The organism is Pseudoalteromonas sp. P1-30 (assembly GCF_001400005.1).
Taxonomy (GTDB): Bacteria; Pseudomonadota; Gammaproteobacteria; order Enterobacterales; family Alteromonadaceae; genus Pseudoalteromonas; species Pseudoalteromonas atlantica.
The window spans coordinates 14,657-41,066 of record NZ_LKBC01000020.1; the positions used below are offsets into that span (position 1 = coordinate 14,657).

The 26,410-nt window shown below is 43.3% G+C and carries 18 protein-coding genes; 9 read left to right on the top strand and 9 right to left on the bottom strand.

Annotation, left to right across the window (positions count from 1 at the left end; translation table 11 throughout):
* The first annotated feature begins 135 nt into the window (after positions 1-135).
* A complete protein-coding gene (locus AN395_RS18295; RefSeq protein ID WP_054983870.1) occupies positions 136-975 on the top strand; it encodes an alpha/beta hydrolase in 840 nt (279 codons plus the stop codon).
* A gap of 29 nt (positions 976-1,004) precedes the next feature.
* Here the strand turns inward: AN395_RS18295 and AN395_RS18300 are convergent, their stop codons facing one another.
* The 6 genes from AN395_RS18300 to AN395_RS18325 form a co-directional block, all read right to left on the bottom strand.
* Entirely contained in the window at positions 1,005-1,907 is a 903-nt protein-coding gene (locus AN395_RS18300; protein WP_054983871.1) for a homocysteine S-methyltransferase family protein, read from the bottom strand.
* Positions 1,908-2,073: 166 nt separating this feature from the next.
* Positions 2,074-2,319: a DUF3297 family protein gene (locus AN395_RS18305; RefSeq protein ID WP_024034014.1), complete on the bottom strand. Its 246-nt coding sequence runs from the start codon at positions 2,317-2,319 to the stop codon at positions 2,074-2,076.
* A gap of 83 nt (positions 2,320-2,402) precedes the next feature.
* Entirely contained in the window at positions 2,403-3,407 is a 1,005-nt protein-coding gene (locus AN395_RS18310) for a YeiH family protein (protein ID WP_024034013.1), read from the bottom strand.
* On the bottom strand, positions 3,407-4,402 hold the full coding sequence (locus AN395_RS18315; RefSeq protein ID WP_054983872.1) for a TauD/TfdA family dioxygenase: 996 nt from the start codon (positions 4,400-4,402) through the stop codon (positions 3,407-3,409). The genes AN395_RS18310 and AN395_RS18315 overlap by 1 nt, the downstream gene beginning before the upstream one ends.
* Positions 4,403-4,411: 9 nt before the next feature.
* The gene (locus AN395_RS18320) at positions 4,412-5,374 is read right to left on the bottom strand and encodes an aldo/keto reductase (protein WP_054983873.1); all 963 of its coding nucleotides are present in this window, start codon (positions 5,372-5,374) and stop codon (positions 4,412-4,414) included.
* A gap of 216 nt (positions 5,375-5,590) precedes the next feature.
* Complete coding sequence (locus AN395_RS18325; RefSeq protein WP_004586029.1) at positions 5,591-6,340, bottom strand: GntR family transcriptional regulator; 750 nt, start codon at positions 6,338-6,340, stop codon at positions 5,591-5,593.
* A 170-nt stretch (positions 6,341-6,510) separates the two neighbouring features.
* Between AN395_RS18325 and AN395_RS18330 the strand changes: the two genes are divergently transcribed.
* The 8 genes from AN395_RS18330 (at position 6,511) to AN395_RS18365 (ending at position 20,452) form a co-directional block, all read left to right on the top strand.
* Positions 6,511-7,284 carry a sulfite exporter TauE/SafE family protein gene (locus AN395_RS18330; RefSeq protein WP_235576591.1) on the top strand — a complete coding sequence of 258 codons (774 nt, stop codon included), beginning with the start codon at positions 6,511-6,513 and terminating at the stop codon, positions 7,282-7,284.
* Between the two features lie 101 nt (positions 7,285-7,385).
* The gene (locus tag AN395_RS18335; protein WP_054983874.1) at positions 7,386-9,446 is read left to right on the top strand and encodes an alpha-xylosidase; all 2,061 of its coding nucleotides are present in this window, start codon (positions 7,386-7,388) and stop codon (positions 9,444-9,446) included.
* Between the two features lie 101 nt (positions 9,447-9,547).
* On the top strand, positions 9,548-11,287 hold the full coding sequence (locus AN395_RS18340; RefSeq protein WP_200910457.1) for a solute:sodium symporter family transporter: 1,740 nt from the start codon (positions 9,548-9,550) through the stop codon (positions 11,285-11,287).
* A gap of 212 nt (positions 11,288-11,499) precedes the next feature.
* On the top strand, positions 11,500-13,926 hold the full coding sequence (locus tag AN395_RS18345) for a TonB-dependent receptor (protein ID WP_054983875.1): 2,427 nt from the start codon (positions 11,500-11,502) through the stop codon (positions 13,924-13,926).
* Between the two features lie 210 nt (positions 13,927-14,136).
* Entirely contained in the window at positions 14,137-15,720 is a 1,584-nt protein-coding gene (locus tag AN395_RS18350) for an alkaline phosphatase (RefSeq protein WP_054983876.1), read from the top strand.
* Positions 15,721-15,731: 11 nt separating this feature from the next.
* Entirely contained in the window at positions 15,732-17,519 is a 1,788-nt protein-coding gene (locus tag AN395_RS18355; protein ID WP_024034005.1) for an alkaline phosphatase, read from the top strand.
* Positions 17,520-17,680: 161 nt separating this feature from the next.
* A complete protein-coding gene (locus AN395_RS18360; protein WP_054983877.1) occupies positions 17,681-18,394 on the top strand; it encodes a hypothetical protein in 714 nt (237 codons plus the stop codon).
* A 294-nt stretch (positions 18,395-18,688) separates the two neighbouring features.
* Positions 18,689-20,452, top strand: coding sequence for a P-loop NTPase fold protein (locus AN395_RS18365; protein ID WP_054983898.1), 1,764 nt, complete (start codon positions 18,689-18,691; stop codon positions 20,450-20,452).
* A 43-nt stretch (positions 20,453-20,495) separates the two neighbouring features.
* Here AN395_RS18365 and AN395_RS18370 read toward each other — a convergent pair whose 3' ends face one another.
* The 3 genes from AN395_RS18370 to AN395_RS18380 form a co-directional block, all read right to left on the bottom strand.
* Positions 20,496-22,385, bottom strand: coding sequence for a monovalent cation:proton antiporter-2 (CPA2) family protein (locus AN395_RS18370; RefSeq protein WP_054983878.1), 1,890 nt, complete (start codon positions 22,383-22,385; stop codon positions 20,496-20,498).
* 95 nt (positions 22,386-22,480) lie between these two features.
* On the bottom strand, positions 22,481-23,374 hold the full coding sequence (locus AN395_RS18375; RefSeq protein ID WP_054983879.1) for a DUF4097 family beta strand repeat-containing protein: 894 nt from the start codon (positions 23,372-23,374) through the stop codon (positions 22,481-22,483).
* A gap of 206 nt (positions 23,375-23,580) precedes the next feature.
* Positions 23,581-26,109 (bottom strand): TonB-dependent siderophore receptor, encoded by a 2,529-nt coding sequence (locus AN395_RS18380; protein ID WP_054983880.1) that lies wholly within the window; start codon positions 26,107-26,109, stop codon positions 23,581-23,583.
* Positions 26,110-26,410 lie beyond the last annotated feature (301 nt).

Consider the following 26,410-nt stretch of genomic DNA (forward strand, 5'->3'; position numbering starts at 1 on the left):
AAGGGCAGCGCATGTTTGGCATTTATGCTGCGTTATCGCCTATTTATGGGGAGTAACCATACTTCATAGGCTCTGCCTTGCCTAAAAACCAAACATACTGCTGCAAATTCAACCATCAAGGATCAACACGCCCTAATGAATACTGCTTTAAAATCCCTGCTGTTACTTTGCGCTTTTATGTGTTTTAAATTAAGCGCAAATACTCCGTACCAAATCCCTAGAAGTAGTGTTATTGAGCTCACTGAGCCTATGACCAATCGGGTATATCCTGTTTTTATTCAGCTCCCTAAGTCATATAAAAAGCACCCTGAAAAAATATATCCAGTTATTTATTTAACCGATGCACCGTATACGTTTCCTATTGTGGCGGGAGCTACGCGGTTTCCTATGAATACCGGTAAAATGCAACAGGCTATTATTGTGGCCATTAGCTATGAAAAAGGCTCCAGAGGGTCTAATAGCCGAATTAGAGACTACACCCCAAATAAGGCTCAAAGCTGGAAAAAACAAACCGGTAATGCGCAAAACCATGCGCTGTTTTTAAAAAATACTGTGCTGCCGTTTATACAAAGTAACTACCGAGCAAGTAGCACACATAAAACCTATATAGGTAACTCTTTAGGCGGGTTATTTGGCGCCACTATTTTATTTACGATGCCCGACTTATTTAACAATTATATTATTGGCAGCCCATCAGTTTGGTTTAGTAACAATGCAATTTTAGCGCTACAAGCACATAAGCCTAAAGTGCCTACAAAGGTTTATATATCGGTGGGAGCAAAGGAAATGCCACGCTTTGGTGAAGGGCAAAATATGGTGGCAGGGGCAAAGCAATTAACGCAAAAAATTAATGCACTTAGCAGTGACAATATTGAATTAAAAAGCGTTGTTGTTGAAGGGGCGAGCCATGCAACCGCTTTTCCTACTACAGCGATACAAGGGCTTGATTGGGTGCTGGGAGGCAACAACAATTAAGCCCTAATATTTATAAAAGCACTAAAAGCTTAAGCGCTTTCAAGTTCCTGTTTCCAGTTTACTAATACTTCAATAAATTCTGGGCCTATACCACAGCAGCCGCCAATAATGCTTGCGCCTTGGCTGTACCACGTTTTTGCAAAATCTAGGTATTCTGCAGGTGAAATATCACGATACGCCTGCGAGCCTTCGTTGGCTTTGTAATCGCGTGCGATAGGTGTAAAGCCATTAGCAAACGCGCCTAACACAACGCTTTTATTTTGTTTAGCTAATACTGCATTGGTATCGCTAAAGGCTTGCTCTATAACCTCAGGGATTGAGCAGTTAAAGAAAATACCAGTAACATTTTGCTCAAGCAAAGCCGCTACTGCGTCACTTACCAGCTCACCAGAGCGAAGAGTCGCTTGCTCGCTTACCACATCATTTAAGGTAAATGCGTAATAACATGGCTTGTTTGAGCCTTTAAGTACATTTGCCATAACGTGCGCTTCTTCAATGCTCGATATGGTTTCGCCAATCCATACATCTACGTGCTCGTCTTGCGCTTTATATAACGTATCTAAAATAGTAAAAGCGCGTTCGCTTTCAAATAGCTCTGGGCGGTAAGAGCCAAAGGCGGGTGGTAATGAGCCTGCTACTAATACATTTTGTTTAGCGTTTTGAGCTACGTCTTTTGCAATAACGGCTGCTTGCTGCGCAAGGGCTGAGCCTTGAGCTTGGTATAACGCTTCACCTAAATGAAAGGGCACACAGGCATAACTATTAACGGTAATTATTTCAGCGCCTGCATTAATAAAACCTTGGTGAGCCTGCGTTACAAAATGTGGGGCTTCTATTAGGGCTTGTGCACTCCACAGTGGCTGGGTAAATGGTGCGCCAATGCGTTTAAGCTCGCGTCCCATGCCGCCATCTAAAATAGTTACTTTATTCATAAAGGATTTCTATACAACTAAACAATATGGCGCTATTCAACCATAATTTTTTTAGATTCATAATGAAACTTCGTCACCTTTAACATGAAAAAAGCTCAATGCTTTTTTACAGGCATAAAAAAAGCGACATCTCGCAGGAGAGTCGCTTATTTAAGTAGGCTAAACCTTACTTATAAAATACGTCTACCGTACCTTTTACTTTCATAAGTAAAGGTTGGCCGCGACGGTCTAGCGCTTTAGGCGCGGCAATTTTAATCCAACCTTCGCTAATGCAGTACTCTTCTACGTCAAAGCGTTCTTTGCCATTTAAGCTTACGCCAATTTCGTGTTCAAACACTTCTTCTACGTAATGCTTGCTACGTGGGTTAATAGAAAGCTGATCAGGTAATGCTGGTTTTGTTGAATCGGTCATGGTTTTAATCTTTATTAAAAAGTGATGCGCTATTGTAGGCAATCCACTCAATACGCTCAAGGTTTAATGCTTAGCTACTCAACTTAGCTACACAATACAAAGCCAAGTATTAACAGTGCTATCCAAATGGTTTCGGCAACAATCATAATAATTGGTTTTAAGCCCACCTCGGTGAGTTTGCCTAGGTTTGTTTTCATACCAATGGCGGCTATAGCGGCAATTAAAAAGAATCGAGAAAGCTCATTTGTGGTTTCAAGCACAATAGCGGGTAGGTTAAAGGTGCTGTTTATAATCATTAAAATTACAAAGCCAATTAAAAACCCCGGTACTTTTGGCAACTCGCCATGGTTACCTTTATTTGAGCGATTAATAACCACCATCATAATAAGTACTACAGGCAATAGCATAGCCACGCGTACTAGTTTGGTAAGTGTTGCTATATCGCCAGTTTCGGGCGATACCGAATAACCCGCACCTACTACTTGGGCTACATCGTGTATGGTGCCACCTAAAAATACCCCGGCGTTATGTGCATCAAATTCAAGGTAGTTAACCACAATAGGGTATAAAATCATTGCAATGGTCGACATGGCCGTTACGCCAATTACGGTAAGTAAGGTATCGCGCTCTTTATGCTCGCTGTTTGGCATAATAGATGAAATAGCCAGTGCTGCCGATGCACCACAAATAGCAACTGAGCCACCGGTGAGTGCGCCAAAGCGTTTTTGTAACCCAAATACTCGGGCAAGTACAACGCCTAAAATAATGGTGGTAAATATAGCGCCAGCTAACATTAGCGCTGTTTGCCAGCCCAGTGTAATTAAATCGCCCAGTGCTATACGGGTGCCAAGTAAAACAATGCCTACACGTAAAACCGTGGTACCGGTAAAGTCTATGCCTTTAGCGCACGGGCTGTCGCTTTGATATAAAAACGACACCGCCATCCCTAATAATAAAGCAAACAACATAGCGGGCGCGCCATAGTGTTCACTTAAAAATAAGGCAGCAAGGCCAGTCATTGCAGCAATGCTGGCCCCTTGCCATAACGGGGAAACTTTTACCTTTAGTGCACCGGTTAAGCTTTGCATTAGGCGTTAGCTGCTGTCAGTGCAACAAGCACTTGGCGTTTACGCTCGCCAGTAAATGGGCGGCGGCCATGCATAGCCATTTCGTTATCAACTAAGGCTACATCGCCATCTTGCCACGCTAAATCAAAGGTATAGTCTTTTGATAGCTCAACAATTTTTTCAAGCCCTTGTTTAGGAATGGCGCTACCATCGCCAAAGGTAATAGCAACCGATGGATTTTCGCGAACGCCTTTCCAGCCCATGTAAGCGGCAATAAGTTGGTTATAAAAAACCTGTACGCCGTTTTCAAGTGTAACTACCGCAGGTAAAACCGGAGTAATTGCTTTTAAAGAGCCATCTTCTAGCCATTCCCACTCGTAACCTAGCTCGGTAAGTTTGCTGTGTGCTTCTTCTTTGGTTTCAACACTTAGGGTGCTTTTCCAGCTGCGGCCTTGGCCCGATGTAGCATCGTCGGCTGCAGGCATATAAGTGGTGTACTTTAAGCCTTTTTGCTCAAAGTCATCGGCTAATTGGCTATCAAATTGCTTTAATGCGCTAAATAATTTATCTGAGCGGCAAAGCGGTGTCGCGCCGCCTTCCTCAGCTGCCGATTTACAAAAAAAGAACAGCTTACTTGGCGAAATAGGCGTTTGTGCCATTTCGTGATGAAGGTAAATTTCTACATCTTTGGGGGCTTCGTTAGCGGTAAATACACGCTCGGTAAAGTTAATACGTACCGCGTTAGATAGCGACTCTTGGTACGTAAAGTTGTCGTAATCAAACCCCGCTGAAAACGTATCAAAGGTTTCGGCGCTATCAACAGGAAAGCCTCTAAACAATACAGCGCCTGAGCTGCGTAGTTTTTTAGCCAACTCGTTTTTGTTAGCGCGAATAAAAGCTACCGCTTCTTCAACGGTGCTGGCGTTATTGTTATTAACTACAATGCACGGAAAAACTGAGTCATCAAACGTTAATTGAGTAGGCACTTGGGCATAGTTAAGTTCGGTAGCTGACATTTTATTATCCTAATCGTAAATAGGGTGAAAACGGTTAAAGGCAGCTTCACAAAAGTGCCCAGGGTCGTTAAAACGGCGGTTGCTATTAAGCGCAGAAATTTGCGCCATTTCTTGCTCTGTTAATTCAAAGTCGAACAGCGCGAGGTTTTCTTTCATGCGTTCAAATTTAGAGGTTTTAGGAATAATGGCGGTGCCGCGTTGCACACCCCAGCGAAGTACAACTTGTGCTGGTGTTTTGCCATGATTTTGCGCCGCAGCTTTTACCACGCTTTGCTCAAGCACCGACTCAGTTTGATCGGCCATTTCAAGCTCAAGGTACGAAAGCGCACCCAATGGTGAAAATGCCGTAACCGGAATATCGTACTGTTTTGCAAGCCTCACTAAGCGCTCTTGCGTTAAATAAGGGTGCGACTCAATTTGCAGCATGGCGGGTTTAATTGTGGCGTAGGTCATTAAATCGTGAATAAGTGCGCTTGAGTAGTTACACACACCAATGCGTTTTGCTTTGTTGTTATGTACTTGCTCTTCCATTGCTTGCCACGTTAAGTGTAGCGGCACTTTTGCCAGCTCCATTTGTGGGTTTTGTGCATCTGGGTCTACAAACCACTCTGGTGGGTAGCGCGTTTCGATTGGTACAAACGTTTGCGCAATCGGAAAGTGAATTAAGTATAAGTCGAGGTAGTCGAGCTTTAAATCGCTCAAAGTTTTATTTATGGCAAGTTCTACATGCTCTGGCGCATGAAAAGTATTCCATAGTTTTGATGTTACCCATAACTCTTCGCGGGTACATAGGCCGTCTTTTATTGCTTGAGCAATTCCATCGCCTACTTGTTCTTCGTTACCGTAGTCTGATGCGCAATCAAGATGGCGGTAGCCTGCTTTAATAGCTTGGTACACCGTTTGCGCGCAATCTTCTTGTGCTACTTTCCATAAACCGAACCCGACTGGCGGGATGTTATTTAATGAACTCATTGGGAATTCCTGTTAAAATTGCATAATGACTTTGGTCTTGTATAAGACATAAGTTATTATACGAATCTAACAGTGTCAACACTGTGTTAACCGTAAGAGAATAAATGAAAGGTGTTAAAAAACCTACAGGCAGCAAAAAGGCAGCGTTTGCTGCCTTTAAAAAATATTTAATAAGTATGCGCTAATATAACTTACTCGCGGCTAAAGCGCGGTTAATTAGTCAAGTTCTATTTGGTAGTGGTAATGATCGCTACGGCATTTGCTTAAACGGTACTCAATGCGTTTACCTTCGATTGATTCGGTAATGCGCGATACCAGCAATAAAGGGTCACCGGCTTTAATAGCGAGCATTTTAGCGTCGGTTTCATCTGCTAAAACGGCTTTAATGCTGTCTTGGGTTTTATGCACGGTTTGGTTAAATTTGGTTTGGTAGTAATGATACAATGTGTGCGGAATATCACTACTTTGATGTATATCAGGAAAGAAACTTTGTGGTAGATATATAGTTTCGCTCATACAAAATTCGTTATCGAGAATGCGTCTGCGTACCAGCTTAGTGACTTTGTCTTTTTTATTAAGTTGCAGCGCATCAATAACATCTTGTGGTGCAGGGCAAAGCTCAACCGACAATAGCTCGGCTTTAGGTAGGTCGGCGCCTTTACCGTCGGCCTGTAGCGGAAAAAACCTAAACAGGGCATCTTGCGCGGTATGCTCAGATACAAACGTACCAACACCTTGGCGGCGAGTAACTATTTTATCGTCGGTTAATAAATTAAGCGCTTTACGCACAGTACCTTGGCTTACGTTAAACTCTTCAGCAAGGCGAAACTCGCTCGGTAATACTTCGCCAGGTACCCAGCGTCTTTCAACAATGAGCTGTTTAATATAATCAGCCACTTGTAAGTAAAGTGGTTGAAAAGCCAAGCTTGGGCCACTTAATTTGTGATCAAACATAGAGTTACTCATTGTTATTTACCATTAAATTTAATCCACCTGTATTTATATCATAGGTGAAACTTTTTGCGCAGTTTTGCGCAAGCTCAATTAATTGTGAACTATTGCCGTGTAGTTTGTTTTTACATTATGCCTAAAAACAAATCGTTACACTACAATAGCGCACACGTAGGATATTTAAAGTGCTCAGTATTTCGTTAGAACTCATCTTGCTTATGGCATTGTGCCTAAGCCTTGCCACCATAATGCAAACGCTTAGCGGGTTTGGCTTTGGGTTGCTGGTGGTTGCAAGCTTTACGTTGCTAGATGTTTTACCGCTCACTGCCACCACCTTTTTAGTGAGTTTATTGGGTTTAGTTAACTCAACCACTGTGGTGGTTAAAAATCGCAGTACAGTAAAAGTGCCTGAGCTTAAACTTATGTTGTATACCGGAATTCCGCTAATGCTGTTAGGTTTTATATTGCTTGAATATATGTCGGCGCATTTAACGCAGTTTTTAAACTTTATTTTAGGTATTAGTATTTTGCTATGTTGTGGCTTAATGCTAATTGGCCGTGATAGAGCAAATAAGCAAAGCGGGCGTGGCTCGTTTTTAATTGCCGGCGGTGTAAGTGGTTTATTGGGTGGGCTGTTTTCAACGTCGGGGCCGCCATTGGTGTTTCAGTGCTATAAACAAGCTTGGTCTATTGAGGCCATTCGTAGCACCTTACTTGCGGTATTTACCATTGGTGGCTTAGTCCGTGTTGGTATTGCCTTATTTGGCACCTTACCCGAGCTCGACATTATGTTTTTAATTGCAGCGGCCATACCGCTGGTATTATTAGTAACGCAATTTGCTCGTAAATTAACGCCTTACGTTGATGCAAAATGGATTCGTATAATAGCAATTGCATTGCTTGGCCTAAGTGGCGTTTCGCTGGTGGCAACATCGGCACCGGGCATATTTCAAAAGTAACGATGTAAATAATTCATCTTAGGGTTATTTACATTGACATGGGGATTACAATTATTTAACTTGTGTCTTATACAAGACTAATAATTGGTTAAGGAACTCCCATGAATGCATTTGAATTACGTGAGCCAGACTGGAACGCAATAGAGCCAGCACGCTTAACTGCAGAGCCTAAATTACAAGGCCATGTGCTAGTTTTACCAACTCAATTTGGCGAGGTCAGCGTTACCATAAGCCAGTTTGGTTTACGTTTAAATGCAGGCTCCACGCATGACGAGACGTTTAAAATATTAACCACCACCCCTTCAAACTTACCGCTATCACTTAATAAATTAGACCAAGGCTTTGCAGCCACCGCCGGTGAGTACCGCTTAGAATTTTACAGCGACCCTTTTTACTTTAAGCTTTATAAAAACGATAAATTAGTACAGCAATCAGCAACTGATGGCCACTTTGTGCGCCAGCACCGTTTACCGCCACTGGCCAAAACCGATAACGGCTGGATTTTAAGCCTAGAGCTTAATTATGACGAAGCCGTATACGGCCTTGGCGAAAAGTGGGGCAAGCTTGATAAACGCGGCCAGCTTATTCGCTCATACAACCACGATGCACTGGGCGTCAACGCCGAAAAGTCTTATAAAAATACGCCATACGCATGGAGCCCAGAGGGCTGGAATTTATTTGTACACACGCCGGCGCCCGTTACACATGGCGTAGGTTACGCACTTTGGTCGCAACGTGCTTATGTGTGTTTAGTAGAAGACGACGCATTAGATGTATTTTTATACCAAGAGCAAACGCCTGCACAAAGTATTAATCGCTACTGCGAGCTAACTGGTTTTGCGCCGGTGCCACCGCAGTGGAGCTTGGGTGTTATTTTATCAAAAGCGTACTACAAAGATGCCGACGAGTTATTAAGTGTCGCCCGCGAAGTACGTGCTAAAAACATGCCGTGCGATGTAATTACCCTTGATGGCCGTGCATGGCAAGACACCGACACCCGCTTTGCCTTTGAATGGGACCCAACACGTTACGCCGACCCAAAACCTGTGCTTGATGAACTAAAAGCCATGGATTTTAAAATTTGCGTGTGGGAATACCCAATGATCTCGGTAAACAATCCATTATTTGCTAAAGCGGCCGAAAACGGCTGGCTAATAAAAGACAAACGCACAGGTAAAGCGTATCAATACGAGTGGGATTTAAGCCCCTTTGGCGAAGTACTTACGCCATTACCAGAGTCGGGTATTTTAGATTTTACTCACCCCGATGCTTACGAATACTGGCTCGAATCGCACAAGCCATTGTTTGAGCTTGGCGTAGATATGATTAAAGCAGACTTTGGCGAACAGCTAGAAGATGAAAACATGGTATCGCACAGTGGCGACAGCGGCATTAGACTACACAATGTTTATAGCATGCTGTATAACCGCTGCGTTTATGAAGCCGCCGAAAAATACTGTAAAACAGGGCCATTTTTATTTAGCCGCTCAGCGTGGACTGGCAGCCAACGCTTCCCAGCACAATGGGGCGGCGACCCACAAGCCGATTGGCAAGGCTTAGCAGCGAGTATTCGCGGCAGCTTAGCGTGGGGCATGTCGGGCGGGCCATTTTTTGCAACCGACATTGGTGGTTTTTACAAAGATACGCGCGATGCAGAGCTTTATGTACGCTGGGCGCAAGCGTCGGTATTTAGTGCGCACATGCGTTTACATGGCATTGGCCCACGCGAACCGTGGTCATACACCGAGCAAGCAAGTGACGCGGTATTTGCAGCGCTTAAATTACGCTATCAGTTAATTCCGTACTTACAAGAATGTGCAGAGCAAGCACAGCAAACAGGGCTGCCTATTCAGCGTGCTATGGCATTGGCGTTTCCTGATGACGTACTGGCACATAGTTTTGATCAGCAATTTATGTGCGGCGAAAAACTCCTTGTTGTGCCTTGTGTTGTACCAAACGGTAAAGTTAAATTTTATTTACCACAAGGCGAGTGGGTGCGATTCCCTGATGCACAAACATACCAAGGCGGCAAGTATTACGAAGAAACACTTGAGCTTACACAAATGGCCGTATTTGTTCGTAAAGGCGATACGCTCATGCTAGGCCCAGAGGTTCAACACACAGAGCAAGACATGAGCCAGCTAACAGCATGGCCAAAATAAAACTCGGTTAATAGCAAACACACACAACACACGTAACACACACAATAATAAAGATATTAGCTTACTTTTTACCGAGTAAAGTAAGCTAAAAGGGGCGCAAGATGGAAGGTATGAACATTACCATGACACTGCTATCGTGCTTGGCGTTTATGGCGCTGGTAGGATATATCTCGTACCAAAAAACCAAAGGGGAAGTTAACACCCAAGACGGCTATTTTTTAGCGGGGCGTGGTTTAACAGGTACATTTATAGCGGGGTCGATGATCCTCACTAACTTATCGGCCGAGCAACTTATTGGCCTTAATGGCTCAGCGTATGGTTACAACCTAAGCTCAATGGCGTGGGAAGTAACAGCTGGGATATCAACCATTATAATGGCGCTGATCTTTTTACCGCGGTATTTAGCCGGCGCGTTTTCTACCTTGCCTGAATTTTTACGGGATCGTTTTGACGATACCGTACGCCGCATGACGGTGATCTTATTTATGGTAGGGTATTGTTTTATAACGATCCCTTCTGTTTTGTACTCAGGATCAATTGCCGTTCTTAGGCTGTTTGATGTGCCCACCTTATTAAACTTAAGCTATCAAGCAAGCTTAATTGTCACCATTATTATTGTGGGCTCCGTGGGCGCTATTTACGCGGTATTCGGCGGTTTAAAGGCGGTTGCAGTATCAGATACCATTAACGGTGTTGGGTTATTAATTATTGGTATTTTAGTGCCTACCCTTGGCCTAATTGCCCTTGGCGATGGCAATTTTGCCGATGGCCTAAGCACACTGGTAAACACCGATACCGAAAAGCTCAACGCTATTGGTAGCAGTGACGATCCCGTGCCATTTGGCACCATTTTTACCGGTATGATCCTCGCTAATTTATTTTATTGGGGCACCAATCAGTACGTGATCCAGCGTACACTGGGCGCTAAAAACTTAGTAGAAGGCCAAAAGGGCGTGTTGTTTTCAGGGTACTTTAAAGTGCTAGTACCCTTTATGATGATGATCCCAGGCGTAATTGCGTATCACCTTTATAAGCACGAAAGCTTACAAACCATAGATTTAGCTTACCCACATTTAGTTAAAGATGTACTGCCTCAGTACTTATCTGGGTTCTTTTTAGCGGTGCTATTAGGTGCGGTATTTAGCTCGTTTAATTCGTTGTTAAATAGTGCCGCCACGTTGTTTTGTTTAGATGTATACAAACCCATGAAAAAAGACAAAGTAAGCGACGAAAAGCTCATTAAAGTGGCCAAAATTACCAGTATTGTAATTGCTGTTTTATCGTTTATTACCGCGCCATTACTGATGTTTGCGCCAGAAGGTTTATGGCACATCATTCGTGTATTTACCGGATTTTACAACATTCCGGTCATCACAATTGTGCTCGTGGGGTTATTTACTCGCAAAGTGCCTGCACTGGGCGCTAAAGTGGCTATTGTTTTTCATGTTATTGCCTACACTTTGCTTAAATTTGTGTGGGATGTAGATATTAACTTTATCCATATTTACGCCATATTATTCTTTATTGAGCTGGCCATTATGTTAGGTATTGGCTACTACAAACCTCTTGCCACACCATGGAACTTTACCCGCAAAGCCGAGGTAAACCTAAGCCCGTGGAAATACGCACTGCCTTGCGCGATTGTATTAGTGAGCTTAATTATAAGCTTGTACATACTGTTTTCTCCGCTTGGATTGGTGGGTGGCACCAGCGTGTACTTTGTACCAAGCTTAATTGCTGTTTGGACTAGCGCCTTTGTGCTTAGCTGGTGGAGCGTACGCCGATGGCATAAGCGTTACCAAAGCAGCTTGGCGCATATCGGCGTTGCTAAGGCGACATAATGCGCCGTTATATTCTTTATACAAATTTTAAATCACATTTTATTCACATAATGTTTGCAATAGAACATAAGTTTGTTTAAGTTTATATCTCTTATATAAGACATAAGAGATATAGGGAAAATAACTACAACACTCTGGCACCGCTTTTTAGCAACCCACACACTTGCTAGCGCGGTAATTTAACAGCACACACGCACAATTTGGAGAATGACATGAGAGCTAAAAAGTCCGTCTTAAGCTTGGCAGTCACGTTAGCAATGACAACGGGTTTAGCACTAAGCACGCAAGCACATGCGCAGCAAGAGCAAACTGAACAACAAGCAGAGCAAAACAATAACGACCAGTTTGAAAAAATTGTTGTTACCTCACAAAAACGAACGCAAAGCCTAAACGAAGTACCACTTGCGGTGTCTGTACTTAATAGCGACCAGATTGATTCGGCGTTTGCTAATAATATGGAAGGCCTACAGTCACTTGTACCTTCGGTGAGCTTTAGAAAAGGCACCACAACCCGTAACTCAGCGCTAACGGTGCGCGGTATTGGTACTATTTCGTTTAGTATTGCCGCTGAGCCAAGTGTGGCCACTGTAGTTGATGGCGTAGTACTTGGCCGCTCTGGTCAAGCCTTTGCCGATTTATACGATGTATCTCGCATTGAAGTACTACGCGGCCCACAAGGTACACTATTTGGTAAAAATGCCTCGGCAGGTGTGGTAAACATTACAACCAAAGATCCTTCGTACGACACCACCGGCAGCGTAGAAACCTCGTTTTATCAAGACAACGAATACCGCTTTAAAGGCGTGGTAAGCGGCGGCTTAACCGACGACTTAGCAGCAAGCTTAACCGTGTTTAAAGGTAAGTTTGATGGCTACATTGATAACGTTTACAACAACGAAAAAGTAAACGGTTACGACCGTGAAGGCGCACGTGCTGTATTTAAATACGAGCCAAGCGATGATTTAAACGTAAAATTTATTGCCGAATTTTATAACGCCGACGACGACTGTTGTGCCGATTTAGAAGCCCTGCCAAGTGGCCGTAACCCAGATTCAGACGCAGCCCCTAACAGCAACGGTATTGTTGATGGTGTTGCCGATATTGACCTAGACCAGCGCAAAGTTGATCACGACTATGAGTCGCGCACTATTGACGAACACAGCGCGTTTTCGGTACAGGTTGATAAGACTATTGGCGACTACACATACACCTCTATTACTGCGCAGCGCTCGTGGGATAACACCGAATACCGCGAAGGCGACTTTACCTCAATTGCTGGCGACAGTAACGAACCGGTATTTGGCGCGCCCTTTCAATTACACGATTTAGGTGCCCAGCAGTGGGATCAGTTTTCGCAAGAATTTAGAGTCACTTCAAACCTAGCGGGTCCGTTTAACTATGTGGCTGGCTTATTTTACTGGAACATGGACTCGCAACGTAACTTTACCCGTGACGCGAGTTGTCAAAATAACGGTGGCCAACTAGACGCTGCAATGGCGTATTACGCACAAAATAACTTAACCGGTGCAGAGCTTGATGCCGCATTGGCCGATTTAGACGGCTACACACAAAGCTTAGGTGTAAGCTGTAATGCTAACGATATTGTATCGGCAACCGCGTACATGAGCACCGAGTTTAACAACTGGGCAGCCTTTGCCGATGGTACTTACGATTTATCTGAAGACTTACGTGTACTGTTTGGTATTCGTTATACCGACGATGAAGTGTCGTACACACACCGCCGCGTAAGCAATGACGAATTTGGTCGCACCGGTGTAGGTGTACGCTCAGCAGCACTAAATACTGACGAATCAGGCAGTGCAGAAGAAACCAATGTGTCGGGTCGTTTAGGTATGCAATACGACCTAGGCGATGGCCAAATGGTTTACGGTACTTACTCGCAAGGCTATAAAGGCCCTGGTTTTAACGTGTACTACAACTTTAATCCAGATAACGATAGCCGCGAAATATCGCCAGAAGAGTCAGACGCATACGAGTTAGGCTACAAATACGCAAGCCGCGACTTTGTATTTAACTTTGCTGTATTTAGAACCGAAATTGAAGGCTTTCAAGCCAATAACTTTGACTGTTCAGACGGCACCTGTATTACCCGTTTAACCAATGCAGGTGATGTAAGTACACAAGGTGCTGAGGTTGACTTTATGTGGGCGGCTACCGACTCACTTACTTTAACCGGTGGTATTGCGTACATTCAGGCCGAAATTGACGAGTTTAATTGTCCGGCAGAGGTAGAAGCAGGTTCATGTACTGACCGCTCTGGCTTAGATGTCCCGTTTTCGCCAGATTTAAAATACTCACTAAGTGCTGATTACTTTATTGAAACAGAGCACGACTTTAATATTCATATAAACGGCTCTTACATTTACACCGACGAGCAATACTCAGACCTACCAAACAATGTAGGCGAGTTTAACCCAGCTGCGTTATTGCCAGATTACGGTATTTTAAACGCAAGTGTGGGTTTATCGTTTAAAGATGATGCATTTAGAGTATCGCTTATTGCTAAAAACTTAACCGATGAAAGCTACGTAACCACCTACAGTGGCGACAACTTCCGTTACCAAATTCCGCGTGATGCAGAGCGCTACTTTGGCGTATCGTTTAAGGCGCGTTTTTAATTTTATAAATATATCCCTGTGAAAATTGTGCTAAGCGCAGCGTTTAACCGCTGCGCTTTTTTGTGTCTTAATTTTGTCATGGTTTAGTCATTGTTTTTTAATTAAAAGTACTCTTAGAGGTCACATCTATTTTCTATAGTGCAGCGGTTACTTATTTGAGGTTTACGCTTCAAGCAAAAAATAACCACTACACAATGGGAATAATAAAGGATGAAAATTAAAAAAGTTGCTGCGGCAGTTGGCTTAACGTTTATGTTAAGTGCTGCAAGTCATGCCGATGTATTACCACAAAGCCAAACAGACAATGACTGGTATACAAATGCCCAAACCACACTCGCCACAAAAACTGCGCTTGCACAAAGCCAGCAAACAACAAAAGCTAAAAACGTTATTTTATTTGTAGGCGATGGCATGGGTGTATCTACCCTTACCGCAGCACGTATCTTAAAAGGACAAAGAGCGGGCGATTTAGGTGAAGAAGGTTATTTAAGCTTTGAAGAGTTCCCGTACTCAGCACAAGTAAAAACATACAACGTAGATGCACAAACACCGGATTCTGCAGGCACAATGACCGCGATGATCTCAGGGGTTAAAACCGATGTAGGCGTTATTGGTGTAGACGAAGATATAGAGCGCGGTGTGTGTTCAACTGTATCGGGTAATGAACTTTTAACAGCAACAGAACTTGCTGAAATTAAAGGCCTAGCAACCGGTGTTATTTCAACAGCGCGTATTACCCATGCAACGCCAGCGGCAACCTATGCAAAATCGGCAGACCGTAACTGGGAAGATATCTCAGACATGCCAGAAACCGAAACTGCATGTGAAGACATTGCCTCGCAATTAGTTAATTTTGAAAAAAACCTAGAAGCACGTTTTGTAGGTACCGACGTAGACGGTCTTGATTTTGTAATGGGTGGCGGACGTCGTCACTTTTTACCAAAAGATGAAGCAGCTAACTCAGCAGATGCACTTAGCGCTGTAGAAGGCGATCGTACTGATGAGCGTAACTTAGTTACTGAGTGGCAAACACAATACCCACAAGGTACTTATGTTATGGACCAAGCAGGCTTTGATGCCATTGCTGATGATGCCACTAAAGTGTTTGGTTTATTTAACGAATCACACATGCAATACGAAGCAGATCGCGCAAACGATATTGCCGGCGAGCCCTCGCTTAGCGAAATGACCAGCAAAGCAATTGATGTATTAGGTAAAAACGAAAACGGCTTTTTCTTAACCGTTGAGTCGGGCCGTATTGACCACGCACACCACGCGGGTAATGCCTACAACGCACTTAACGACACCATTGAATTTGCTAAAGCCGTGCAAGCTGCGGTAGATAATACCAACCCAGAAGAAACCCTTATTTTAGTAACCGCCGATCACAGCCACGTATTTACTATTGCTGGCTACCCTAAACGCGGTAACCCAATTTTAGGCCAAGTAGTTGCCGTAGGTGAAACCACACCAAGCCTTGCTGCCGATGATATGCCATACACCACAGTAGGCTATGCAAATGGTTTAGGGTTTAGAAACTTAGTTGATGAAACAGATGCCGATGCAGCATATACAACTGGCCCAGTTGCTGGACGTGTAGAGCTTAGTGGTGTTGATACTACCAATGTTGGCTTTCACCAAGAAACCACTGTCCCTCTTGGCTCAGAAACTCATGCCGGTGAAGATATTTCGCTGCATGCAAAAGGCCCTGGTGCACAGCTAGCTCAAGGCGTAATTGAGCAAAACGTAGTATTTCATTTAATTAATCAAGCTCTTGAACTAACTCAGCAATAATGGCGGCTAACATGAACAAATTAACAGTACTTTCTTTAGCAGTAATGGTCGCGCTAGCAGGTTGTAGTGACGACGACAAAGACGAAAATAATATTCTCGCGGTAGATAACACCATTGCAGTAGGCTCTGAGCAATGTGTTAATGGCGGCGTAGAAACCCAAACCGGCGTAGATACAAACGGCAACGGCGTGCTAGATAGCGACGAAGTTACCTCTTCTAACTTAGTGTGTAATGCACCCGCTACGTCACTTACCAGCGAGCAACTTGCCACCCTAACTACTAACGCATGGTATGGCGATGCACAAACAAAGCTTGCGGCAACACAGCAAGCTAATAGCGAAGTGGTTACTGAATCTGGCAAAGCGAAAAACGTTATATTATTTGTTGGCGACGGCATGGGTATTTCTACCGTAACAGCTGCACGTATTTTAGCAGGCCAGCTTGAAGGCGGTTTAGGTGAAGACTACCAGTTAAGCTTTGAAAAAATGCCGTACTCAGGTTTTGTTAAAACTTACAACGTAGATGCACAAACGCCGGATTCAGCAGGCACAATGACGGCAATGGTATCAGGTGTTAAAACCGATGTGGGCGTAATTGGTGTAGATGAAGACATTGAACGCGGCGACTGTGCCACGGTAACAGGCAACGAACTGGTTACCTCGTTAGAGCTTGCTGAAATAGCAGGTAAAGCAACCGGCCTTATTTCAACCGCACGTATTACCCATGCAACACCTGCAGCAACGTATGCTAAATCGGCTGACCGTAACTGGGAAGATAACTCAGATATGCCAGAGGGCACAGAAGCCTGTGAAGATATTGCATCGCAACTTGTTAACTTTGAAGCCAACCTAGAGTCGCGTTATGCGGGTATTGATGTAGATGGCATTGATGTTGTAATGGGTGGTGGACGTCGTCACTTTTTACCAAAAGATGAAGCAGCAAACTCAGCCGATGCAGTAAGCGCAGTAGAAGGCGACCGTACTGATGGCCGCAACCTAGTTACCGAGTGGCAAACAACTTACCCAAGCGGCACTTACGTTATGGACCAAACAGGTTTTGATGCTATTAGCGACGATGCCACTAAAGTATTTGGTTTATTTAACGAATCTCACATGCAATACGAAGCCGACCGCGCAAATGATGTAGCGGGCGAGCCTTCGCTTAGCGAAATGACCGAAAAAGCAATTAACGTACTAGATAACAACGACAATGGCTTTTTCTTATCGGTAGAAGCAGGGCGTATTGACCACGCGCACCATGCGGGTAATGCCTACAATGCCCTAAACGACACAGTAGAGTTTGCAAAAGCTGTGCAAGTGGCAATGGAAAACACTAACCCAGAAGAAACGCTAATAGTAGTAACTGCCGATCACAGCCACGTATTTACTATTGCAGGCTACCCTAAACGTGGTAACCCAATATTAGGTAAAGTTGTTGCCGTAGGCGAAACCGAGCCAAGCCTAGCTGCCGACGATATGCCATACACCACAGTTGGCTACACCAACGGTGGCGGCTTTAGAGATTTAGGCGATGAAACCGATGCCGATGCAGGTTATGCATTTGCACCTGTTACAGGACGTGTAGATTTAACCGATGTTGATACAACTTCAGCGGGCTTTCACCAAGAGGCGCTTGTACCACTTGGCTCAGAAACTCACGCAGGTGAAGATGTTGGCGTATACGCAATGGGCCCAGGCGCTCACTTAGTTACAGGCACTAACGAGCAAAGCTTTTTATTCCATGTAATGGACTTTGCAGCAGACTTAGTAACTACCGCTGATGAAAAAGTAACGCCATAAGTAATTTAATACGTACGTTTAGCACATAAAGTACGTATAAAAATGGGGTATTTAAAAACAACTCGTACGCTGTGCGAGTTGTTTTTTTATGTCATAAAAATGCCACTGTAAATGGGTATGGTAATGCCTATTACAGTGACGTTTAAATAAGAGATAATTTAATGAAACTAGCATTATTTTTAATGGCAACACTTGCCAGTACCAGCACCCTAGCGCAGCAATGTAATATTGATAGCGCGCATTTAAAAGCCGACTATAAAATTACCAATACTCATAAAAACGAGCAAAGCACGCAGTCACTTACGCTTTGGCGAAACAACTCACAAGTTGCGCATCAGCGTGAGGTAATTACTGAGCTTTGGCAGCATTTAGCTAACAAGCAAATTCGCCCAATTCGTTATTTTAATGCTCAGCAACGTGGTATTGAGTATCAGCCATCTGAGGTACGCGGTGTACAAAGTTGGAGCGCTAAAAATCAGCTGGTGGATACGCATTTAATCGAAAAAATGACCCTAGTTAACACCCAAGGCAACGGCTGCGATGAAGTAAAAAACTACACACTTTCTGAGGGCGACAATCAATTTAAACTCGCTTTATTTACCAAATCGAACTTAGTTAAAAGCTTTAGCGTAACCAATAAAAAAAGCCACACTCACACTGAGCTTAACCTAAATGATGTAAGCAGCAATAAAGCAGAAATAACCGCACAGTTTGCCAAATGGGATCGCTTTCAAACCACCGATTATGCCGACATTGGCGATAACGAAAACGACCCGTTTTTAGCAAAAATGATCAACCTAGGTTTTATAGAACACGGCGCAACGGGGTTTTATAATCAGCAAGGTAAAGCGATTCAAGGTGGGCACCATCATTAGGTTTTAGCGTTTTTAAATGCAGTAGCTCATAGCTGGAAGAATGATAGGCGGCTATGGGCTACAAGTAGGTATTAAAAAGTAGATTAATTTAAGCCATTCCCGCCCAAGTAATACCGCAAACACCTCCCCATTTTTGTTAAACACACACCATCAGCCGCATAATATTTATAGTTGGTAATAATTTACACTATTTGATATTAATAGAAGTTCTCATCATAGGGACATTGATACGAGAGAATTAGGAAAATGTCCCTTGGTAGTATGCCAACTAACATCGTTATCATTGGGGTTACAATGAAGCAAGCTGATCAAATTATAGAGCTATTACAAGACACTTCATTCCCTCAGGTTGTATTGCTCGATGGAGCATGGGGGAGTGGTAAAACACACTTTATTAAGCATTATTTAAGAGCAAAAATTGAAGAGCTGTTTGATCAAAAAGTCTATTTTTTCTCTCTTTATGGTATTTCAAGTATCGATGACTTTAGAGATAAAATCATCTCAATATCACTGACTGAGAAAGAAGAGGCTTCTGTATTCGCAAAGTATTTCTCTAAAGCCCTTGATGGAGCTGCACAGAATATTGGGGAAAGAGGGGTTGGTGCTGTATTAAGTGGGGCTGCGGGAGCATATAAATACAAACTATATGGTGAGCTTGATGATTGTATATTGATTTTAGATGATTTGGAGCGTGTTGCTGAAGAAAAGCTAATTAAAAATATTTTAGGTGAGAGTTTAAGTTTAGCTGAGTCAAAAAATATAAAAGTAGTTGTTGTTGCAAATGAGGACAAACTTAATTGTAAAAACGATATTGAAAAAGTATTTGCGGATAAATATAAATTTAGCTTTACACATGAGGAGGTGGTTTCAATCCTTAAAGAAGAATATGAAAATCTTGATGATCAATTAGCTAACGAACTTCTTTTAAATATTACTGCAATAAACTCTAAAAATATTAGAGTTTTAAAAAGAGCTTTATCAAAATTTACACGTATTCAAAGAGAAGTCTCTGAAATAAAAAATGTTGTGCTTGACCAAGCACTGTCGAGAATTTTAAGTGATATAGTAAGAATTTGTTGTGCGAAGTTTGAACATTCCTTCTCTAAAGAAAAAATTATCGAGGCAATTGATTCGAGAATTATAAGGCAAATAAAGAAAAGCAATGACGAAGCGGAAATTGAAGATTTTAAAAAATTAGATGCAATATTTGAAGGCTCGATTAATGGATCGAATCAAAAGTTATTAAGTTACTGTTGTGATGGGCTGTATGAATTCACCAACTTAGAAGTAGAACTAAATTTACCAATGAGACAGACGCTCCTAGATGCTATGCAATCTATATGGGTTCAAAACCAATTATCAGAAAGTGATTTTAAACGGGGAGTTCAATTACTAGAACAATACATCTTCTCTAAAAATGATATAGATATTTATAAGTGGTTTAGCTCGTGTGATATATACATATATATGCAGACTAAAAAAGTGATCGAATCGACAAAGTATACGAAAGCTACCCTGTTAAGACTATGTGATGATATTGACGTTAATCAATTTAAAATTACAGCCGTAGAGGATGATTTTGATCAAATAAGCCGTATTAATTTTTACAATGAAGAAGTTGGTAAAAGATTTAATTTGAAGAAAGCAGAGTTAGAAACTTTAAAGGCTAGTAATAAAAACTCGGAATTTTCTCAAAAATTTCAAGCATCATGGGCTAGTGTAAAAAATGAAGCTCACCAAAAGTTGATGCACACGCCATTTTTTCAAAATCTCAATGTAAATGTTGTTAAAGCAGCTCTTCAGACTTGGTCTAACGAAGAGGTTTTTCAGTTCGTAAGGTTCATTAATGAGAGATACCGCTTTAGTAATATTGACGACTTTTTTAAGCCAGAGTTAGAAGCTTTAAAAACAATATCTACAATGGTGGGCTCTTTATTAAAAGAGATTGGTTTTGGACTAAAAGTAGCTAGTTTGAGTGAGCTTCATGAAAAGTTACTTGAAGCTCACTCTAAAATGGAACTGAATATTTCAAAAAAAGAGCAAAAAGCTGAAGAATGAGGTTTTTAACCGGATGAATAACTCAAATTCAATTATCTCGTAGCTACTCAAGATGAGAATCATCAGGCTTTTTAGGCCTATCAGCTAGCTCTGTTAGGCCGTCTTCACAGTCGCCGCTGTCGCAGGTATTTAAATCACTTTGTGCCTGTTTATCTTGTTGCAGCACTTGTTTTAAATCTTCCATACGTTGGCGCACGGCTACGCCGTAGCTGGCGTCGTCGCCCCACAGTTCGGCTAGTTGCAATACAGCAGCGCGGTCGTGGTCTCTAAATAGTTTTCCGGCGCGCTGGGCATCTTCTTTATTGTTACCTAATAGCTCTAATGCATCGACCGCTAGGTTAATGGCGGAGTCGACCGTTTCGCGGTTAAAGGCATCTACTTTTAAATTAAGTAATTGATACGCGTGGCGGCGGTCGATAGCGCGGGCAACAATTTTGAGCTGCGGGTAGTTTTTATGTGCAAGCTTAATAATTTCGAGGGTTTTGTCTGCATCATCTATTGCCACAATTAGCATTTGCGCTGTGTGCGCGCCTGCGGCTTCTAGCAGCTCTTGGCGGGCAGCATCGCCATAAAATACGGTATTGCCAAAGCGGCGTAGGAGTTCTATTTGGCTTGGGCTGTGATCAAGTACAGTAATTTCGTAGCCTTGGGCGTGTAATAAGCGCCCCATAATTTGCCCAAAGCGCCCGTAGCCTGCAATTATAACGTGTTTAGCACTGCTAATTTGCTCGGGCTTATCAAACTCGGGCGCGCTGTTACTGGTGCGTTTTTGTAGCTGCTCGTAAGCCATTAATAGCAGTGGCGCAACCAACATTGAAACAGCCACCACTAACGTCACTAGGCTTGTTTGCTCTGGCGTTAATATGCTTAATGTAGTGGTTACACTTAAAAGTACAAAAGCAAATTCGCCGCCTTGTGCCAGCGCTAGTGCAAACAGCAAACGCTGCTTTTTACTAATATTGAAGGTGATGGCAAGGGCAAATAAAATGCAGGCTTTTACTACAATAAGCAGCGCAACGAGTGCAATAACGGTTGTAAATTCATCCGCTAATAATTCAAAGTTGATTGATGCGCCAACAGTGATAAAAAACAGCCCTAACAGTAGGCCTTTAAAGGGTTCTATATCGGCTTCTAGCTCGTGTCTAAATTCGCTTTCGGCAAGGACCACACCGGCTAAAAATGTACCGAGTGCTGGAGATAAACCAATACTTTGCATCACAAGGGCAATAGCCACCACTAAAAATAGCGCAAAAATAGTAAATATTTCACGCATGTGGGTTTGCGCTATGTATCTAAATAACGGCGCCGACACATATTTACCACCGGCAATAATAGCGGCGATAACCGCTACCGATACGCCAACTTGCTGCCATACCGGCCAGCTTGCAATAATGGAGTCGCTAATGTCTTTTGAGCTACTTTGCGGCGCAAAAGCCAATAGTGGTAGGAGCGCTAAAATAGGAATAATGGCGATGTCTTGAAATAATAAAACCGAGAATGCGTTTTGCCCGGCTTCTTGCTTTAGCCAGCCTTTTTCTTCAAGGCTTTGCAGCACAATAGCGGTTGATGACAGCGCCAGCATTAAGCCAATAGCCAAAGCGGTTTGCCAATGCATGGTAAAAACCCAATAACAAAACGCAAAAATAGCCGCGGCGGTAAGTACGACCTGTAAGCCGCCAAGCCCTAATATTGAATGGCGAAGCTTCCATAAACGGGCTGGTTGTAGCTCAAGGCCAACCAAAAACAGCATCATCACTACACCAAATTCGGCAAAGTGCATTACATCTGTTTGATCGCCCACAATACCCAGGGCGTAAGGGCCAATTAGTATGCCCGCAATTAAATAACCAAGTACCGAGCCAAGTCCCACTCGCTTGGCAATAGGTACAGCCACTATGGCCGCCGCTAAGTAAATTAAAGCTATTTCTAACACGCGTATATCCTAATAGTATCAAGGCTTTTAGCATGGCTTAGTGGCTTTAAAAATACAATGGGTCATGTGGCTGAAAATGGATCATTTAGTCATAATTAATCGGCTACTTTTACAGGGCCGTTAATGTTATCAATACTTACATCGCCAGAGCCTGATTCGGTAATGGTAAGCCCCATAGCGTGGTTTACACGAATATTGCCCGAACCATCTTCAATGGTTACGCTTGCTTGCACGTGCTCAATGACTAAATCGCCAGAGTTATCGTCTACATCAACCGCACCATTAATATTATTAATGGCAATGCTGCCTGAGCCGTCTTCAACAGTTAAGGTGCCGCGCACATTACTAATACGCATATCACCCGAGCCATCATCAACTTCGGCGTTGCCGCTAACATTATTAATATTTACGCTGCCAGAGCCATCGGTAAGCGCTAAGTTACCCGTGATGTTTTCAAGGGTTATATCGCCTGAGCCATCTTCAATAGTAAGGTTTTTAGCGCTGTTGATAGATAAGCTACCTGAGCCGTCTTCTATATCTATATTATTTTGCATGGCGCTTATTGCAATGTCGCCAGAGCCATCATTAATATCGAGCATTAAATTACTTGGCACGGTAACCACTAAATCAATGTGTGGCGATTGGCCGCTGTAAAAACGCATACCGCTGGCAGTATTATTGTTAGCAACTAAGGTAGCTTGTTTGCCATTTTGCTCAAGGGTAAGCGTGTATTCGTCTTCAATGTCGGCGGTAAAAATTGTGGCATCTACACTTATGCTGGTGGCATTGGGCGAGCCTTTTATTTCAAGAGAACCTGCACCGCTTAATACGTTTAAGTATTCTAGGTTATTACTTGGCAGTGATAACTGCTGAGTTTGTTTTACTGAGGCAACGCTTGGCGATATATGAAACACACAGCCGCTTAATAATAAAATGCCGCCAATAAGTGAAAGTGGTTTTGTAATGTTAGATACAGTTGATGAGCTCATGTTTAGTCCTTTGTGTTTGTTATTTATGCTTGTTTTGTATAAGCATAGTAGAGCAAAAACAAGACCAATTGTAAGTTGTTGATTTTATTAGGGTGGGGTGTGTTTATGAAAAGTGGATTTACTAATAAGTGGTTAAATACACTAAGAAGTAATTAAAAAAGGATGCACATGGCATCCTTTTTAGGTGTTTGCTTTTAGGTTATTTATTAAAAGCTGTAAGTAATATTACCGTATAGGAAGCGCCCGTCTAATCCGTACGGTGCATATGGCGTGTACGGGAATATTTGGCCAAAGTCAGAGTAACCAATGTTATCTACCGTTGCTTGCGGGTACTGATCGAACAAGTTGTTTGCACCTACTGCAAACTTCCAGTATTCGTCTGGGCGGTAGGCCACTTCTAGGTCGGTGATCCATTTAGGGTCTATGTACTCATCGCGATCGGCGGTAGTTGAAATATCAGCCACTTCACCGTAGCGCGTTGCACGAAGGGTGGTTTGCCATTCGTTAAAGTTCCACACTGCTGATAGGTTCCATTTGCTATCTGGTGTGCCTTCTTCAAAGCGGCCTACTTCGCGACGTGCAAATACAACGTAGTCGTCACCTAGTGAGTTTAGCTCGCTTGGGTTGTCGTCTACGTGCGTTACTTCGGTATCGTTAAAGTTAGCCGCTACGTTTAAGCGTAAGTCACCTAAATCGCTTAAATCTAAGTTATAGGTAGCAACAATATCAACACCTTGCGTGCGCGAGTCGATAGCGTTAGTAAAGTAACGTACGCTTTCTGTGTTTAGCTCGCCGGCATTTTGCAGTATTTCTACTACAGCATCGCCCTCTAGGTTTTCAGACAATACAATACGGTCATCAATATCAATGCGGTAGGCATCTACAGTTAGGCTAAAGCTGCCTTGCGTGTACATAAATCCTGCTGTTACGTTGACTGATTCTTCGGCATCTAATTGTTCAGCACCTAGCGCTTGCGCTGCCGCTGAATCGGTAGGGAATAAACCTACTTCAAACGGTTGGTTGTTCTCAAGCACGGTAGAGATTTGGCGGTACGAGCTTTGCGCAAGTGATGGAGCACGGAAACCTGTGCTAATTGCACCACGCAATGATAGGTTTTCGTTAATGCTGTAACGCGACGCAAGCTTTGATGTAAACGTATCGCCAAAGTCGGTGTAATCTTCGTAGCGACCCGCTAAAACAAGGTTCCAGTCTTCTGTTAGGTAAGTATCAAACTCAACAAATACAGCTACGTTATGGCGGCTTTCATCGGTTACGCTTTCTGGGCCAAAACCAGCTAATACTTGTGCGCCACCGGCAGCAATTGGATTGCCATCGCTATCTAAAGCGGTAATGTAAGAGGCTTCTTCGCCTTGCTCAATTTTGTAGCTTTCGTGACGGTATTCTGCACCTACAGTAAAAAATACGTCATCTGGCAAGCCAAAATCTAGCACTGTATTTGCCGTAGCGTTCACTAAAAACTGATCGTAAACCAATGCGCCGTTGTCAAATTCGGTTGGGCTGTCGGCACCTAGTGATGTATTTATACTATTTACAACGCCGAAACCAAAGTCGTTACGGCCGTAGTTGGTACTTACATCCCAAGTCCATTCGCCAGTTTCGCCTTGCAGGCCTAGGGCAAATGAGTAATCTTGTACGTCGGTTTCAATTTGCGGTAAAAAGCCATCCGGATACACTTCTAACACGTTGCGGCTGTCTTTTGCACGGCGGTAAAAACCACCTGAGTTACCTTCGCGTTTTGAGTAGCTACCAAACGAGTACAGGTTATAGCCGTTATCAAAGTCGTAACCCATGTTGTAAAACAGTGCGTAGTCTTCAAGCTCTGCTTTACCAAAGCGGTGGTTGTAACGGTCGATGGTAAATTCGCGTGGGTCTAGGCTGCCATCTTCTAAGCGGTCGTATTGCTCGCGCGGGTCAAAGCCTGAGCGCTGCGTAGAGTCGTTATCGCGATACTCAATTGATACGTTCACAAAGCCGTTATCTAAAAGCTCAAAACCAGAGTTTGCGCTAATTGTACGACTTGCGCCGTCGTTTACTTCGCGGTCGGCACCGGTATTAAAGGCAAGGTTGCCATCGGCATCTGCGTAGGTGCTTTCTAGCTGAGGTACGCCAGCCATTTGGGTGTCGTACTCGCCGTAGGTTACGCTTACGCTGCCGCCTTCTGAGGCATCTTTAAGTACAATGTTAATTACACCGGCAATGGCGTCTGAGCCGTACTGCGCTGCTGCGCCATCACGTAGTACTTCTACGCGTTTAATGGCTGATGTTGGGATCATGTTTAAGTCAACAGCGGTAGAACCACGGCCAACAACACCCGCTAAGTTTAATAGCGCGCCAGCGTGGCGGCGTTTGCCATTAATAAGCACTAGGGTGTGATCGGGTGCTAAACCACGTAATACAGCAGGTTTAGCGTGGTCTGTACCATCACCCATGGTGGCGCTTGGGTAGTTAAAGCTAGGTACTTGGTTGGCCAGTATTTGGCTAATTTCTAGCTGACCCGTGCTTTGCATATCACCGCTGGTAATAATATCTACAGGTACGGTACTTTCGGCAATACTGCGCAGGCTTCTGCGGGTACCGGTAACCGAAATCACTTCAATACTTTCTTGTGCTTGAGTGTCTTGTTCTGCAGCAAATGCAGGAGAATAAGACGCGCCAAGCGCAGAGGTAACGGCCAGGCTAAGTGCTACTTTTTTGGCTGATAATTGCTTTAACATGATGTTGATTCCCTTAAGGGCTGCTGACTATTGATTTTTCAAAGGAGCGCATAATATAGAAGGCACTACCTGTGTGCAAAGATAAAAACTGTCTAAGTTATTCTAAGTTGTTAACAACTAAAATGACAGTTTACGCCCGCTATAGACGTTTAGATCGCTCGAGTTGCAATCTTGTGTCGAATGGCTGCAAATTCAAGGTAAGTTGTCGGTTTTTTGAAAAAACAAAAAAGGCCAAGTTAGGGCGTGTTGCACCTTGCGGATTGAAATTTGTTCAATCTAGGGGCGATTAAATCGCGGCGCG

Coding starts and splice junctions, on each gene's coding strand:
- AN395_RS18310 (WP_024034013.1), bottom strand. CDS start 3,407: ATGCAAAGCTTAACCGGTGCACTAAAGGTAAAAGTTTCCCCGTTATGG.
- AN395_RS18325 (WP_004586029.1), bottom strand. CDS start 6,340: ATGAGTAACTCTATGTTTGATCACAAATTAAGTGGCCCAAGCTTGGCT.
- AN395_RS18295 (WP_054983870.1), top strand. CDS start 136: ATGAATACTGCTTTAAAATCCCTGCTGTTACTTTGCGCTTTTATGTGT.
- AN395_RS18360 (WP_054983877.1), top strand. CDS start 17,681: ATGAAACTAGCATTATTTTTAATGGCAACACTTGCCAGTACCAGCACC.
- AN395_RS18320 (WP_054983873.1), bottom strand. CDS start 5,374: ATGAGTTCATTAAATAACATCCCGCCAGTCGGGTTCGGTTTATGGAAA.
- AN395_RS18345 (WP_054983875.1), top strand. CDS start 11,500: ATGAGAGCTAAAAAGTCCGTCTTAAGCTTGGCAGTCACGTTAGCAATG.
- AN395_RS18375 (WP_054983879.1), bottom strand. CDS start 23,374: ATGAGCTCATCAACTGTATCTAACATTACAAAACCACTTTCACTTATT.
- AN395_RS18305 (WP_024034014.1), bottom strand. CDS start 2,319: ATGACCGATTCAACAAAACCAGCATTACCTGATCAGCTTTCTATTAAC.
- AN395_RS18350 (WP_054983876.1), top strand. CDS start 14,137: ATGAAAATTAAAAAAGTTGCTGCGGCAGTTGGCTTAACGTTTATGTTA.
- AN395_RS18380 (WP_054983880.1), bottom strand. CDS start 26,109: ATGTTAAAGCAATTATCAGCCAAAAAAGTAGCACTTAGCCTGGCCGTT.
- AN395_RS18340 (WP_200910457.1), top strand. CDS start 9,548: ATGGAAGGTATGAACATTACCATGACACTGCTATCGTGCTTGGCGTTT.
- AN395_RS18300 (WP_054983871.1), bottom strand. CDS start 1,907: ATGAATAAAGTAACTATTTTAGATGGCGGCATGGGACGCGAGCTTAAA.
- AN395_RS18365 (WP_054983898.1), top strand. CDS start 18,689: ATGAAGCAAGCTGATCAAATTATAGAGCTATTACAAGACACTTCATTC.
- AN395_RS18355 (WP_024034005.1), top strand. CDS start 15,732: ATGAACAAATTAACAGTACTTTCTTTAGCAGTAATGGTCGCGCTAGCA.
- AN395_RS18315 (WP_054983872.1), bottom strand. CDS start 4,402: ATGTCAGCTACCGAACTTAACTATGCCCAAGTGCCTACTCAATTAACG.
- AN395_RS18335 (WP_054983874.1), top strand. CDS start 7,386: ATGAATGCATTTGAATTACGTGAGCCAGACTGGAACGCAATAGAGCCA.